This is a genomic window from Spirosoma aureum (assembly GCF_011604685.1).
Lineage (GTDB): Bacteria > Bacteroidota > Bacteroidia > Cytophagales > Spirosomataceae > Spirosoma > Spirosoma aureum.
Window position 1 is genome coordinate 3919385 of the sequence record NZ_CP050063.1, and the last position, 14822, is coordinate 3934206.

Annotated in this window: 16 protein-coding genes; all 16 read left to right on the plus strand. The window is 44.0% G+C overall.

Annotated elements, in window-relative coordinates:
- Positions 1-3: 3 nt before the first annotated feature.
- The 16 genes from G8759_RS15380 (at position 4) to G8759_RS15455 (ending at position 14760) form a co-directional block, all read left to right on the plus strand.
- Positions 4-969 (plus strand): glycosyltransferase, encoded by a 966-nt coding sequence (locus G8759_RS15380; protein WP_167209414.1) that lies wholly within the window; start codon positions 4-6, stop codon positions 967-969.
- Positions 970-977: 8 nt separating this feature from the next.
- Positions 978-1832, plus strand: coding sequence for a glycosyltransferase family 2 protein (locus G8759_RS15385; protein ID WP_167209417.1), 855 nt, complete (start codon positions 978-980; stop codon positions 1830-1832).
- Entirely contained in the window at positions 1829-2536 is a 708-nt protein-coding gene (locus G8759_RS15390) for an FkbM family methyltransferase (RefSeq protein WP_167209419.1), read from the plus strand. The genes G8759_RS15385 and G8759_RS15390 overlap by 4 nt, the downstream gene beginning before the upstream one ends.
- Positions 2537-2558: 22 nt before the next feature.
- Entirely contained in the window at positions 2559-3383 is an 825-nt protein-coding gene (locus G8759_RS15395; RefSeq protein ID WP_167209421.1) for an alpha-1,2-fucosyltransferase, read from the plus strand.
- Between the two features lie 23 nt (positions 3384-3406).
- Positions 3407-4258, plus strand: a complete 852-nt coding sequence (locus tag G8759_RS15400) for a glycosyltransferase family 2 protein (RefSeq protein WP_167209423.1) — start codon at positions 3407-3409, stop codon at positions 4256-4258.
- A 1-nt stretch (position 4259) separates the two neighbouring features.
- Positions 4260-5183 carry a hypothetical protein gene (locus tag G8759_RS15405; RefSeq protein WP_167209425.1) on the plus strand — a complete coding sequence of 308 codons (924 nt, stop codon included), beginning with the start codon at positions 4260-4262 and terminating at the stop codon, positions 5181-5183.
- A gap of 14 nt (positions 5184-5197) precedes the next feature.
- Entirely contained in the window at positions 5198-6445 is a 1248-nt protein-coding gene (locus G8759_RS15410; RefSeq protein WP_167209427.1) for a glycosyltransferase, read from the plus strand.
- A 95-nt stretch (positions 6446-6540) separates the two neighbouring features.
- Positions 6541-7191 (plus strand): GNAT family N-acetyltransferase, encoded by a 651-nt coding sequence (locus G8759_RS15415; protein WP_167209429.1) that lies wholly within the window; start codon positions 6541-6543, stop codon positions 7189-7191.
- Positions 7188-8360, plus strand: a complete 1173-nt coding sequence (gene rffA, locus G8759_RS15420) for a dTDP-4-amino-4,6-dideoxygalactose transaminase (RefSeq protein WP_197933139.1) — start codon at positions 7188-7190, stop codon at positions 8358-8360. Before G8759_RS15415 ends, rffA begins: the two co-directional genes overlap by 4 nt.
- Positions 8332-9141, plus strand: a complete 810-nt coding sequence (locus tag G8759_RS15425) for a glycosyltransferase family 2 protein (RefSeq protein WP_167209431.1) — start codon at positions 8332-8334, stop codon at positions 9139-9141. The genes rffA and G8759_RS15425 overlap by 29 nt, the downstream gene beginning before the upstream one ends.
- A gap of 2 nt (positions 9142-9143) precedes the next feature.
- Positions 9144-9905 (plus strand): methyltransferase domain-containing protein, encoded by a 762-nt coding sequence (locus tag G8759_RS15430; RefSeq protein ID WP_167209433.1) that lies wholly within the window; start codon positions 9144-9146, stop codon positions 9903-9905.
- Positions 9906-9918: 13 nt separating this feature from the next.
- Positions 9919-10968, plus strand: coding sequence for a glycosyltransferase (locus tag G8759_RS15435; protein WP_167209435.1), 1050 nt, complete (start codon positions 9919-9921; stop codon positions 10966-10968).
- Positions 10965-11843 carry an FkbM family methyltransferase gene (locus G8759_RS15440; protein WP_167209438.1) on the plus strand — a complete coding sequence of 293 codons (879 nt, stop codon included), beginning with the start codon at positions 10965-10967 and terminating at the stop codon, positions 11841-11843. The genes G8759_RS15435 and G8759_RS15440 overlap by 4 nt, the downstream gene beginning before the upstream one ends.
- 6 nt (positions 11844-11849) lie before the next feature.
- Positions 11850-12821 (plus strand): glycosyltransferase family 2 protein, encoded by a 972-nt coding sequence (locus G8759_RS15445; RefSeq protein ID WP_167209440.1) that lies wholly within the window; start codon positions 11850-11852, stop codon positions 12819-12821.
- Between the two features lie 7 nt (positions 12822-12828).
- On the plus strand, positions 12829-13989 hold the full coding sequence (gene wecB / locus G8759_RS15450) for a non-hydrolyzing UDP-N-acetylglucosamine 2-epimerase (RefSeq protein WP_167209442.1): 1161 nt from the start codon (positions 12829-12831) through the stop codon (positions 13987-13989).
- Positions 13990-14088: 99 nt separating this feature from the next.
- Complete coding sequence (locus G8759_RS15455; RefSeq protein WP_232074266.1) at positions 14089-14760, plus strand: glycosyltransferase family 32 protein; 672 nt, start codon at positions 14089-14091, stop codon at positions 14758-14760.
- Positions 14761-14822 lie beyond the last annotated feature (62 nt).

Sequence of the window (14822 nt, forward strand, 5' to 3'; positions counted from 1 at the left end):
TGTATGAGTTCCGTTAAGGTGTCTGTCGTGTTGTGTACCTATAATGGTGAGCTGTACTTGCGGGAACAACTTGATTCGCTTCTGAATCAGAGTTTTCGGCCCTACGAAATATTGATTCAGGATGACCAGTCAACTGATAATACGTGGCAGATTATTGAAGAGTACAAGAGCCTTAACGCCTGCATCAAATCACATCAGAATAGCCAACGCCTGGGGCTTAATCAAAACTTTATCACTGCTTTTTTCAAGGCTTCAGGTGATTATATAGCCATCTCGGATCAGGATGATGTTTGGCTTCAGGATAAGCTGGACCTATATGTCAAGGCGTTACACGACAAAGATTGCTGTTTTGTGTATTCTGATTCATTCATAACGGACTCGACGCTAACGGTGACAGGTAGATTTAACGTACCCGATCATTCATTAATCGATTTAGTTTGGATGGGTCTTGCCCCCGGTCATAGTGTACTGTTTAAAAAGGATGTGTTGCTTGGTTTAAAAAACCTTCATGAAATTGATTTTATATATGATTGGCTGGTGGGCTTAACCGCTTTGTCGGTTGGGCAGGCAAAAAAAATAGACCAACCGGCTACATACTGGCGAAGACACGATACTACTGTTGGCCGCCAGGACTTCAAGCCCATTGAGTATGAATATCTAAAACCGTATCAATTATTATTTAGGGTCTTTAAATCGCTGTTGATGGGTAGGAAACTAAAAAACTTTTCGTGGCAATACGAGAATATATTTCTGATACTCAAGAACTTTGAGGGGGTGACGCGGGTAAAAGCCATAAATAAATTCGTTACTTACTACAAGCAGGAAAAGCCTTGGGCAATGGTAATAGCCTGTTTTATATACCTACGTCTTCATCAGCATGTGAAAGCAAAAGACTGGATAAAATCTGTTTACATTCCCCTCCACAAATATTATTTCTATAAGTACACGGGTGCGGGCCTTCGCGGATAAACCGAACAATGCCAGTTAAACTGACGATAATAACGATCAACCTAAATAATGCAGCAGGCTTAAAAAAGACAATAGAAAGCGTTGCTGACCAATCATATCGTAATCTCGACTACGTCGTGATCGATGGTGGGTCCCGAGATGACAGTCAGCAAGTGATTCGGAATTATGAAACGTTTATCAACAGTTGGGTCTCGGAGCCAGATAAGGGTATCTACCACGCCATGAATAAGGGCATACGAAAAGCAACGGGTGACTATTGCCTGTTTCTGAACTCTGGCGACTGGCTTGCAACGCCAACTATTCTTGAAAATGTATTTGCCCAGGATCCAGAGGCCGATATCGTTGCGGGTGATGTGTATTTTTACAATACCCAGCAGAAGGCCATTAAATGGCACGTTCCGTCACCTGACCAGCTTACGGCAAAGACCTTATTTTTAGGAACACTTCCCCATCAGGCTACCTTTATTCGTCGGGCTGTGTTTGATAAAGTGGGGTTGTATAACGAAACACTCAAAATCGCATCGGATTGGCTCTTTTTTCTGGAGGCTTTATTGAAATACGGTTGTACATATCAACACTATCAGGGAACGATTGCTTATTTCAATATGGACGGCATAAGTTGCGATCCGGCTACGGAATCGCTGCCACGCAGGGAGCAACTTGCGGTTTTGGCGAATGAATATCCGCTTTTTCTGCCTGATTATGAACGTCTCGATCAGCTTGAAACGCAAAGTTTACAATGGAAGCAGAGTAACGAATATCGTGTATATCACTTTTTGGACCGGATTGGTTTTATTAGCTTAGGGGTGTTTCTGCGCCGGATAAAACGGGTTATTCAGCGTAATCTTTATAGAAAACGGTGAGGGGACTACTGAAAAAGATCGCCCGACGCTTTGGCTATGATATACTGCATCTGCCCACCGATCCCATTGCCCGGCAATGGCTCGAACTGCTCAACGCCTACCAGATAAACTTAATTTTTGATGTTGGAGCCAATGCCGGTCAGTTTGGGCAACGAGTGAGGGCATTAGGCTATAAGGGAAGGCTGGTTTCATTCGAACCAATGGCCGATGAATTTCGTCAGCTATTGATAACATCGGCTACTGACCCTGATTGGGACGCTGTTCATTCCGGCATCGGCGACTATACTGGAACCGCCATCATTAATGTATCCGCTAATTCTTACAGTAGTTCAGTATTGAATATACTGCCTCTACACGTCGAAAGTGCGCCTGATTCTATTTACACGAAACAGGAGCCAATTCAGGTGCAGACAATCGACACATTTGTCGATCAGTATTATAGACCAGGTAAGAATCTGTATATAAAAATCGACACACAGGGCTTTGAGCGTCAGGTGTTCGAGGGTTGTATGAAATCATTGGATAAAATCAGTGGTTTTCAGATGGAATTGTCACTTCAGCCTTTGTATGAGGGTGAGACACTGCTGGACGATATGCTGAATCTGCTGCGGGAAAACGGCTACAAACTCAAGCTCATAGATGGTGGCCACCGCAATTACGAAACTGGCGAACTTCTTCAGATTGAGGGCTATTTTTTTAAATAGATAAAAGAGCCGAATGGTGATCGTGCAAAAGAGTAGTGGCCAGCTTGGTAATAAGCTTCTTATTTCGGCCCATGCTACTGCCTACTGCTTAAGTCGCCATGAGACATTATTGAATGCGGTATTGGGCTATGATGCTACCTATTTTTCAGCCTACTTGTTTGCCAGAAATCGCATTTTTGTTGTCAGCAGTAAACGCTTACAATGGTTCTTCTCCACCTGTATCCGCGGGTTAAAGCAGACCATCACCATTTTTAGGAGCCGTCCGCTATTTGATGAGTATCAAGTTGGCTGGGTTCATACAGAACTAAATGATTTGAGACGAGAGCAAAAAAACTGGTTGCTTTTAGAGGGAGAGGGGTTCCGAAGTTCCATCGATGTACAACGCAATAAGGCTACCATCAGGAGTTTGTTTCGCCCCAAAGCAAAGTATGGAAAGCAAGTAGATCGTATCATCATCAGCCTAAAAGAAAAGGGTGCGCTTCTGGTGGGTATTCATCTTCGCAAGGGCGATTATAGATACTGGGAATCAGGTAAGTATTACTTTGACGACCTGACATACATGAACTATATCGAGCAAGCCAGACGCTTGTTCAAGAACCAGAATGTTGGGTTCATTCTCTGCTCCGATGAGCCGATAAACAAAAGCTTGTTTCAGTCCGACACTGTGTATATCAGCGCCAACGAAGTAATTGTCGATCTGTATTTATTGGCTAAGTGTGATTATTTGATTGGGCCTCCGAGCACATTTTCGGGATGGGCATCTTTCTACGGCGATGTGCCCTTGTGCGTTGTTGAAAATAAAGATGTTGAGCTAACCCTTCCCAGTTTTAAGCGATACACATTGTAAAAGAGTAGTGATATGTAGAGCGGATGAATGAAGCTGAAAAAATATCAATAATCACCATTAACCTCAACGATAAATACGGTTTAGAGAAGACTATAAAAAGTGTAATTAGCCAGACTTTTACCAATGTTGAATTTATACTGATTGATGGAGGATCAGTTGATGGTAGCCAAGAAGTTATCCGTTCGTTTAATCATAGAATCCACTGCTGGATCTCGGAGCTGGATAGAGGTATTTACCATGCAATGAACAAAGGGATCGAACGGGCTACCGGGCAGTACTGTTTATTTCTGAATTCAGGCGATTGGTTGGTTGATGAAAACGTACTCGAACGGTGTTTTGCGAACGAGCAAATGGCTGACCTGCTGATTGGTGGTTGCTATCTATCTAAAGCGGGGCGTTTAATTCACACCTATAAACCGACCAATGAGCTAACATTACAATCATTTTATGGAGCCACCATTCCTCATCAGGCCACCTTTATTAAACGAGTTTTATTCGAACAATTGGGCGCTTATAGTGAAACCTATAAGATTCATGGCGATTACGAATTCTGGATTCGCGCACTTATTCTACACCAGTGTACGATAGCTGTTATTGATACAATAGTTACTGATTATAACCTGGATGGGTTGTCGAACAGTCCTGCATTTAATCAACAATCACAAAGCGAGATCCAACAAATACTCCGGCAGTTTTTTCCCGAAAGAGTGTTGGCTGATTATGAAATCTGGAAGGTTAAAAAGGCAGAATTACAGCTTTGGGAATGGATCAAATCAAAAAAAATGCTCCACGGGGCAATCCATTTTATCTATATAAGTGCCATCGAACTGGTTGCATGGAAACGAAGGCTGGTGCCACCTAAGCCTGACCAATAGAATGTTTGAGACACCTGTTTTGCTGCTCATATTCAATCGGCCCGACGCGACTCAACTGATGGTAGACGCACTTCGTGCCGTGAAGCCCAGGCGGTTGTTTGTAGCGGCCGATGGCCCACGACCTGATAAACCCACGGATAAGGAACGATGCCAGGCTGCCCGCACAGTTATCAATCAAATAGATTGGCCCTGTACTGTTGAAACCTTGTTTAGGCCCGACAACAAAGGTTGTGGGCGTGGACCGGCAGAAGCCATTACGTGGTTTTTTGATCAGGTTGAAGACGGAATTGTTCTGGAAGATGATTGCGTGCCTGATCAGAGTTTTTTCCCTTACTGTCGCACTTTGCTGGAAAAATATAGGAATGATGAACGGGTATTTATGATAAGTGGTACCAATGCGCTCAAGCAATGGACAATACATCGGGAGTCTTATTTTTTCAGTTATATGGGGCACAGTTATGGCTGGGCTTCATGGCGCAGAGCATGGGCAGCCTTTGACTATGAAATGCATGAATGGGCAACTCAGGTTGGTAAACAGAAGATACGCAACACGTTATCGCTATCCATGTATTTCAATCATTTCAGCGCAGAATTTACGAAATATCAGCTAAGCCGCCCGGATGATGTGTGGGATTTTCAATGGTTGTATAGCCGTTGGGCAAACGGCGGAAAAACGATTGTTCCGGTAGTTAATCTGATAAAAAATATTGGGTTTAATGAAGACGCTACCCATACTGTCCATGAAGCTGATCTGCTGGCTAACCTTCCTCTTTATAAAATGACGTTTCCGCTCATTCACCCTACCCGACAATTAGATAAACTGTTCGACTGGTATGTGTTTGAACGTTTTGTTAATTCACAAAAAAGGCCATTCTGGAAGAAAGTCTTACTGAAAGCGGTCAAAATCAGGCTACGTATCCGTTAGGTCTATTTCAGTTCATGGCCCACTCAGATAAAATTATTTTAAATCTGTCTGCTCTGGATTACAGTGGCGCCGGGAAGTTTGCCGTTGATTTTAGTCGATTACTTCAGAAAAATGGCTTACAGTCTTATTTAGTCGTTAAAGATTCTAAGGTAGGCGGTGATGGCATTATCGTCTATAACGATAGTGTGTTCGATAATGCACTTGGGAAGTTTCAGCGTAAATCATTCAAGAAAAAGCTGACAGATGACCATTTTGCCTACGACTACTACTTTTACAATAAGTATGAAACACTTTCAGTAGTGTCGGCCCAAAAGATTTTGACACTTATTCCTAAGAAACCAGATGTCATTTTCATTCACTGGGTCACCGACTTTATCAATGCCAAAGTAATTCAAGAACTACATCGGTTAACAAAGGCTAAAATTTATTGGCTCGTCATAGATAATGCTCCCCTTACGGGCGGGTGCCACTACCCCTGGACGTGCGATGGCTTTACGCGTTCCTGTTCCTCCTGCCCGGCAATTCGGGCTGACGAATACAAGTGGATTGCTGAGAAAAACCTATCATTCAAGAAAAAGTATTTACCCGATGACCTATGCCTGATTACGTTTTCACAAAGTGATTTTGTACGGGCAAAACAGTCTTCGTTATTCCGAGACAAACACGTATTAAAGCTGGCAGGCTTTGTCGATGAAGAGAAATTTACAGTGGGCGATAAGGCAGCGGCACGACGTTATTTCAATGTCCCAGCCGATAAGCCAGTTCTCTTTTTTGGAGCATCGTCGTTAAAAGAGAAGCGCAAGGGCATGCAGCTACTGTTGGATGCTTTGACTACTAATCCTGCCGATGAGTTTACGCTGTTAATCGCCGGGGAATTTCCAACAAAAGGGTTGAAAGGTAATGTCAGGAATCTGGGCTATTTAAACGAGGACGAATTGGTGATTGCCTACCAGGCGGCTACTGTATTCATATGCCCTTCTGTTGAGGATTCGGGTCCAATGATGATCAACCAATCGTTAATGTGCGGTACTCCGGTTGTGGCGTTTGATACAGGAGTCGCGCAGGACTTAGTAATCTTTGAACAAACCGGCTACCGCGCCAAACTGGCTGATGCTCAGGATCTGGCTAAGGGTATAGCCCATGTGGTAAACCGAGATGTGTCAAGCCAGGTAGCATTACAGAATCGTTGTCGTAATATGGCCCTACAGGCTTATGGTCGGGTGGCATTTACAAACAAGTTAATGGACTTAGTTACTGCCTGAGCGCAATGTCGTTTACACTGTCGACTCCAATTGCTGAAATAACCTTCCTTGAGTGGGATAGTAGATTTTTCCGACGAAAAATAGGAAGGGTAAGTGTGACGACTCAACAAAATCTGTTATCCCTTAGCTCCATCCTCGTAAACGCCCGCAAACAGCAATATGACCTCCTTTATGTTTTTTGTGATGCCGGATTTTCAGTAAGCCAGGACGTGATGCATCTATATAACGGGCGACTTGTCGATCATAAAATTATCTATGAACTAGCCCTGTGCGAGGATTATAGAGAACCCACGTTTCTTATTCGACAGTTTGACGTGACTGATGATAAAAAGACCTTGTATGAACTCGCTTATCAAAGTGGTGAGTATTCCCGGTATCGAGTTGATCAAAATTTTGGTGAGCATAATTTCAAACGATTATACAATCAGTGGGTCGATAATTCCATTTCAGGGGAATTGGCCGATGGGGTCTTTATCCACAAAATAGATGATTCGATAACGGGCTTTGTCAGCCTCAAAAAAAATGAAGATACGGGTGTGATTGGGCTGATTGCAACCGATAAGCACTACCGGGGAAAGGGCATTGGCTCCGCCCTGTTGAATCACGTAAAACGGTATGCCATTGGCACTGGTATGACACGCCTTGAGGTAACCACGCAGGGAGGTAACGAAACGGCCTGTCGGTTCTATGAGAAAAACCTATTCAGTGTAAAAAGCGTGTCGAACGTGTATCATTGCTGGCTGTGACTCCGTATAAAATTCCGTTTAATAAACCCTTCCTCTCGGGCCGGGAAACTGACTATATAACAGATGCGGTTAGATCTGGTAAAATTTCGGGCAATGGTTTATATACGCACAAGTGTCACCAGTTTCTAACGAAAAAATATCACTTCAAAAAGGTACTCTTAACAACGTCCTGTACTGACGCGCTGGAAATGGCGGCAATATTGGCCGATATACAACCGGGCGATGAGGTAATCGTGCCATCATACACATTCGTGTCAACGGCTCTGGCCTTTATCAGGCAGGGCGCACACGTTGTATTTGCGGATAGCAGTCAGGCGAATCCAAATCTGGATATTGACAAGCTGGAAAGTCTGATAACAGATCGTACCAAAGCCATTGTGCCAGTTCACTATGCCGGTATTGCCTGCGATATGGATCGCCTGATGGCATTGGCCTATAAATATAACTTACTGATAATTGAAGACGCAGCGCAGGCCATCAATTCGTTTTACAAAGGGAAACCATTGGGTTCAATTGGGCATATGGCTGCTTTCTCATTCCATGAAACAAAAAATATCATTTCCGGCGAGGGCGGAATGCTGGTTGTCAATGCGGAACGATTTTGTAGACGGGCCGAAATCATTTGGGAAAAAGGCACGAATCGCAGTGAATTCTTTCGGGGAGAGGTAAACAAATATGAGTGGGTCGATATAGGCTCTTCGTTTCTACCATCTGAAGTCATATCTGCTTTTTTATATGCCCAACTCGAAAATATCGAGCTGATTCAAAACCGGAGAACTGCTCTCTGGAACTATTACTATCAGTCATTGATGCCACTCGCCCTGGCAGGTTATGTCCGACTACCTGACATACCAGACTATGCCACCAATAACGCCCACATGTTCTATCTGATTTGTCAGAACATAGAGGAGCGTAGTGCCCTTATCGATGCATTAAAAGAAAATGGCATTCTAGCGGTTTTTCATTACCTAAGCCTGCATAAAAGCGGTTATTATCGATCTAAACACGATGGCCGGGAATTGGTCTATTCAGACATGTACACAAATTGCCTGGTTCGCCTGCCGTTATTTTATGAACTGACCTTTCTCGAGATTGATCAGATTGTGGCGGTAATTAATGGCGTTTACCAACCCCGGCTCCATGCTGAAATTGTCGATCATAACGATTAATTACAACAATGCGGCCGGATTGCTCAGAACGGTAGAAAGTGTAGCCAGTCAGACATCCAGTGACTTTGAATACATCATCATCGATGGTGGCTCTAGTGATGGAAGTCTGGATGTGATAAAGCAACACGAACCTGAACTAAGCTACTGGATCAGCGAGCCTGATCAGGGTATTTATCACGCAATGAACAAGGGTATCAGGCAGGCCAAAGGCGAATATTGTCAGTTTCTGAATTCAGGAGATTATTTGCTCAAACCCGACGTAACCGAACGAATGCTGCGGGATATGCCTCAATGTAGCATTTTATACGGCAATAAAATACGCGAAATTGGTGGCCGACGAATCGTGGAAAAAAGCTATGCCGGACGTCAGATTACGCTGCTGGATCTGTATCGTTCCACAATTTTTCATGCTACAGCCTATATAAAAAGATCGCTGTTCGAACAGTATGGGTTCTACGATGAATCCCTGAAAATCGTATCGGACTGGAAATTTTACCTGATTACCGTTGGCCTGCACAATGAAAAAGTTGCGTATCGGGATATCGATATGGTCTGGTTCGATACGCAGGGCATCAGCAGTATCCAAAAGGAGTTAGATAGACACGAACGCACCGAAGTTCTTCAAAAAACATTACCTGCACCTATTCTGTCCGACTATCAGGCCTTTGCTCATGAAGGCGTAATTATTAAACGATTAAAGCAAAACAAGCTATGCTGGTTTTTAATACTGAACCTCTATCGGGTGCTGTTCAGGCTTGATAAACTCCGTTCCCGCGAATGAGTATGAAAAGAGGTATAATCAATTTGCTGGATAAATTAGGTTTTATCGTCTTTACGAAAAAAACGATAAAGTCTTACAAAGTGGCTCGATTGGAAAGCGTTCACCCGATGCTGGACGGCAAAGGGAGTTTTCTGAAAGCGCGGGAAAATGGCGGTCTGCGCCAAAAGTTAGTAGCTGAACGTAAAACCAGTTGGCTCGAAATCGGTTGTGGCGGCACCTTCGACGAAAATTTTACCTACGTTGATCTTTTCCCGGAAACGGTAGTCAGCCAAAAAGGACGCTACTTTCGGATGGATATGGTTAACGCCACCGACTCTGCACTGGAACGGCTCGGCAAGTTCGACCTGATCCGGATGCAGCATGTATTTGAGCATTTTACGCCAGAATCTGGTCGGGTTGTGCTCGACAACTGCGCCAAGTTGCTCAATAAAGGTGGTTACGTGCTTATTTCCACGCCCGATCTGAAAAAGTACATTGAGTTTTACCTGTCGGGGCAGATTCGCGAAAATTACGATTGGGCTTTGAATCGAATTCCGAAAGATAGTCCCAATAGTTTCTATTTCTCAATTTTCTCGCATAGCCTGCCTTTTGAGAAACATGAGTGGTGTTATGATGCCGAGGGGCTCATTTATCAGCTGGAACAATCGGGCCTATTCACAAACATTCGTGAAATCACGTTAGACAATGAATTGGCGAATATTCCATTCACGCACAACAGACCCAATGAGGATGTGTGTGTGATTGCTCAACTGAAATCGATTTAACGTCGAGGCTACCATGCTTGTATATATTGACCCTCAAACGGATACGGATTATACGGCCTTCTACATTAAAGGGTTGTATGATCGCTTTGGCAAAGCGAATGTGTCTTTTTCCGGTCAGTATTTTACAGGACTGAAACCCAATCGAACCCTGAAATTTATTCTTGACGATAACGGAGTTGTTCACAAGTACGTGATCGATTGGGGCGATGATCCGTCTGTGGCCGAAGCAGATTATGCCTGGTGTGATTACTATGGAAAAATTAATTTCAATACGAAGCACACCCAGCCCGCGTATCATCCTAAAATTATTTCGTTAGCACCAGGGTTTGGTATCAAATTATGGAGCCATTCAGGAAGTGCGTATTATGGCTTGTCTAACTTATTCAAAGCAAGGAAGGACGTTAGTAACGTAAAAAAATTCCTCTCTAACTATTACAAACAGGCTAAACAACTGCCGTTAAATGCCTACAAGCCACTGAAAACCAGCACTAATTACATATACTCACTCAATACACTCTGGAATAGCGACGAATGGATAAATAACGACGCTACTGTTAATCGATACAGAGCAAATTTTATGAAAGCCTGTAAATCAATACCTGATTTGCAATTTGAAGGAGGGTTTGTCTATAGTCAGATCAAAAACACAAATCCTGAATTTCAAACGCTGGTAATTGATGCGGACTGGATACCGAAAAGCACGTATATCAATAAAATAAGTGCGTCGGTACTGGTTTTTAACACTCCTGCCTGGGCGTTATGTCATGGCTGGAAATTAGGTGAATATTTAGCGCTCGGGAAAGCCATAATCTCGACGCCCCTTAGCAATGAACTACCGTCACCACTTGAACATGGTAAACATATCCATATCGTATCGGGGGAGGAAGATGCCATTCGGGAGGCTATCACATTGCTTATCAGGAATCCTGATTATAGGGCAGATCTTGAAAGAAATGCTTATGACTATTTCTGTGAGTACGTATCACCAATTCAATCGATCAAGTTGTTAACCCAAACGGAACAAATAAACTTGGTTGTGGGTAGTTCATATACGCTAAAATGACCTTCCGGCATGTCGATTTCAGGCTACTCAAAAAGCTGAACCTGCTGAACTATCTGAATGTGGCCAGGAGCATTTCGTTCAGCGGACATAAACTAGCTATTCCTGTTATAAATAGTTTAGGCTATCCGAATCTGTTTCTGAAACCGAATTGGCTTTATTCGATCATCAACGAGCTTTTTGACACTGACAACGAAGGTTTTGTGGACGTTGGGGCCAACATCGGACAGACACTCATTGCCGTTAAAACGGCTAAACACCAGATTCACTACGTAGGTTTTGAACCAAGTATTTCATGCTGTTACTACCTGAAGAAGCTGATTCGCATTAATGGCTTTGCTGACTGCCAGATATATAATTTCGCGCTCTCCGATGAATTAAAAGAAACGTATCTGGAGACAAACGGTGAAGCCGATCCGACGGGCTCCATTGTATCGGCCCTACGCCCATCTTTTTTCAAACAGCGCGAATCGATCTTTTCGATAGATCATGACCGCTTACACCTTGATCAAAAAATTACCTGCGTCAAAATCGATGTGGAAGGCGGTGAATTGGAAACACTGTTGGGAATGCAGAATCTGATACGGCGAGATAGACCCTATATACTCTGCGAAATCCTGGATAGCTTCAGTGATGATGTCCTGGCATTTACTCAGGAACGAGCAGATCGGGTATGTGATACCCTTAAGAAGCACGATTATTCGATCATTCAGATCGTTCAGAATGAAGCGACCGGCCAGATTATTTCATTCAACGAAATTGATGGCATCAATATATGCCAGTGGCGAAAAGAAAGTTTACAGCTAAATGACTACATTTTTTATCCCGTAGAAAAGCGAAAGGGTGTAATCGAAATTCTGGCCAGACTCAGTCACTGATTGGAAATGTTCTCCGTAGTTATTCCACTTTACAATAAAGCCAGCTATGTGGAAAAAGCAGTCGAATCCGTACTATGCCAAACGTTTTCGGATTTCGAGCTGATCGTGGTCAACGATGGATCAACAGATAGCAGTGTCGAAAAATTAGCCCGATTTACCGACGATCGACTTAAGCTGATCAATCAATCGAACACCGGCGTTTCCGGGGCTCGAAATAAGGGGGTTAAACACGCCCGGTTCGATTATATCGCCTTTCTTGATGCCGATGATTGGTGGCACGAGCGTTTTCTGGAAGAAATGAATGCCCTGATTACGCAATTCTCAGACGCGGGACTATATGGCTCCAATTACTTCGTCGTAAAAAACGGAGTGAATACGCCTGCTCAGGTTGGGGTTGAGGCTGGTTTCGAAATGGGTTATATCAACTACTTCAAGGTGTATGCCCGAACGTTTTGGGTTCCGCTGAATTGCTCGTTTGTCGTTGTGAAAAAATCGGTTTTTGAGCAGGAAAAAGGTTTTAATGAACACCTTAGATTCGGCGAAGACCTCGATTTGTGGATACGGATCGCATTAACCCACAAAGTTGGCTATGTCAATAAATTCCTGGCCAACTCGAATCAGGATGCGGAAACGACTAATCGGGCACTCGGCACAGACAAGTTCTGGAACAAAAAAGAGCATGTTACATTTAATATCAGTCATTTAGCCGATCAGGAGCAGACTCAGCCCAACTTAAAAACGCTACTGGATGGCCTGCGCGTCAGATCATTAGTGGCTTATCGGCTCAATGATTGGTATCCGGAAGAGGTTCGGGCAATTATGAGCCGTGTTGATCTGAGTGCCCAGCCGCTATTTTATCGATTTGTCTATCAATGGCCACGGCCAATTATCAACGTCTATTTTCGGGCGAAACAATACGGTTCCTATTTGAAGCAGATGTTGCTTCGGCGTTTTTATAGCTACGTTCACGCTCGGTAACAATACCTTGAAGAAAAAAATACTGCTTGTTTTTGGCACACGTCCTGAAGCCATAAAAATGGCCCCTTTGGTAAAAACATTCCAAAAGCATTCAGATCGATTCGACGTTTCAGTATGCACTACGGGGCAGCACCGCGAAATGCTCGATCAGGTATTGACATTATTCGACATCAAGACCGATTACGACCTGAACATCATGCAACATCAACAGGATTTGTATGATGTAACCTCTCGAATATTGATCGGAATGCGGGAGGTGTTGCAGCAGTCTGCTCCAGATATTGTGCTTGTTCACGGCGATACGGTTACGGCCCTGTCGGTTTCGTTAGCTGCTTTTTATCAAAAAATAGCCATCGGCCACGTTGAAGCTGGCCTACGGACCTTCAACCGATATAGCCCGTGGCCTGAAGAAATGAACCGTCGACTGACGACTCAGCTAGCTACCTTCCATTTCGCACCAACACGACTGGCTCAGGAAAACCTACTGGCGGAAAAAGTAAAGGAAAATTGCATTCAGATCACGGGCAATACCGTAATCGACGCTTTGCAGTTAGCGGTTGAAAAGATCAGTGGTAGCGCTTCGATGAAACATGATCTGGATGCTCAGCTAAGTGAAGCCGGATACAACCCTGGCAGACTGACGAAAAACAGACGATTAATACTGATTACGGGACACCGCCGGGAGAACTTTGGCGATGGCTTCGTGGAGATTTGTCAGGCACTAAAGACATTGGCAGAAGCCTACCCAGCCGTTGACTTTGTCTATCCTGTTCATTTGAACCCCAATGTTCAGGTTCCAGTCAGGAAACTGCTTCGCGAATCGGCTAATCGCAACATTTTCCTGATACCGCCTTTGGGCTACTTACCTTTTGTGTATCTGATGAAGGAGTCCTACTTATTGTTGACCGATAGTGGTGGTATTCAGGAAGAGGCTCCTGGACTGGGAAAACCAGTACTGGTCATGCGCGACACAACCGAGCGACCGGAGGCTGTCGAGGCTGGAACCGTAAGGCTTGTCGGTGCCAATGCCCAATGTATTGTTTCCAGCGTTCGTGAACTGCTCAACAATGTCAACGAATACCGAAAGATGACGAGTGCGCATAACCCCTATGGCGACGGTCATGCGTCGGAACGAATTGTTGATTTCCTGACTCAGACGTCCAGTTAGCTATTTATGTGGAAAATTCTGGAAGAAGATGCCCGATAACCTAAAATGATTCCTAAAGTAATTCATTACTGTTGGTTCGGTAGGGGAAAAATGCCAGCAATGGCAGACCGATGCATCTGCTCCTGGAAACAGTTTCTGCCCAATTATGAGCTTCGACTCTGGAACGAAGATTCGTTCGATATCAATAGTGTGCCATACGTAAAAGAGGCTTACCAGGCTCGCAAATTCGCATTTGTTACTGATTACGTCCGTTTGTACGCGCTTCATCAGTTCGGCGGTATCTATCTCGATACCGATGTTGAAGTGCTGAAAAGCCTGGATGATCTCTTGCATTTGCCCGCCTTCTCCGGTTTTGAAAGTGACCATGAGATTCCTACCGGCATCATGGCGAGCGAACAGCATAATGAATGGGCCAGTGAGCAGCTGCGGTACTATGCAGGCAGGCACTTTCTACGCCCTGATGGTTCGTATGATATGACGACCAACGTAGAAATAATTTCGGGTAGCATGGCCGCCAATGGTTTTATGCTGAAAAATAGCTACCAGATCTATAAAGGCTGTATGCATATTTTCCCTAAAGATTATTTCTGCCCGAAATCGCGATCCGGGATAATTACAATCAGCCCGAACACGTATTGCATTCATCATTTTGAAGGGTCGTGGCAGCCAGTAGGGAGTAAGCTCAAAAAATATATCTTTCAAAAGATTATTGGCCCAACTATCACTGACAAACTGGTCAACCTTAAGCGATCTCTTTTGTCCCGTAAATGACTCCACCCAGAATGATTGCCCTGCCTTTATCGTACATACCCAGATTTTTCACGCAAAAAAGT

What these genes read in the sequence shown, in the direction of transcription:
- G8759_RS15380 (WP_167209414.1), top strand. Translation starts at nt 4, where the DNA reads ATGAGTTCCGTTAAGGTGTCTGTCGTGTTGTGTACCTATAATGGTGAG.
- G8759_RS15385 (WP_167209417.1), top strand. Translation starts at nt 978, where the DNA reads ATGCCAGTTAAACTGACGATAATAACGATCAACCTAAATAATGCAGCA.
- G8759_RS15400 (WP_167209423.1), top strand. Translation starts at nt 3,407, where the DNA reads ATGAATGAAGCTGAAAAAATATCAATAATCACCATTAACCTCAACGAT.
- G8759_RS15405 (WP_167209425.1), top strand. Translation starts at nt 4,260, where the DNA reads ATGTTTGAGACACCTGTTTTGCTGCTCATATTCAATCGGCCCGACGCG.
- G8759_RS15410 (WP_167209427.1), top strand. Translation starts at nt 5,198, where the DNA reads ATGGCCCACTCAGATAAAATTATTTTAAATCTGTCTGCTCTGGATTAC.
- G8759_RS15425 (WP_167209431.1), top strand. Translation starts at nt 8,332, where the DNA reads ATGCTGAAATTGTCGATCATAACGATTAATTACAACAATGCGGCCGGA.
- G8759_RS15430 (WP_167209433.1), top strand. Translation starts at nt 9,144, where the DNA reads ATGAAAAGAGGTATAATCAATTTGCTGGATAAATTAGGTTTTATCGTC.
- G8759_RS15435 (WP_167209435.1), top strand. Translation starts at nt 9,919, where the DNA reads ATGCTTGTATATATTGACCCTCAAACGGATACGGATTATACGGCCTTC.
- G8759_RS15440 (WP_167209438.1), top strand. Translation starts at nt 10,965, where the DNA reads ATGACCTTCCGGCATGTCGATTTCAGGCTACTCAAAAAGCTGAACCTG.
- G8759_RS15445 (WP_167209440.1), top strand. Translation starts at nt 11,850, where the DNA reads ATGTTCTCCGTAGTTATTCCACTTTACAATAAAGCCAGCTATGTGGAA.
- G8759_RS15455 (WP_232074266.1), top strand. Translation starts at nt 14,089, where the DNA reads ATGGCAGACCGATGCATCTGCTCCTGGAAACAGTTTCTGCCCAATTAT.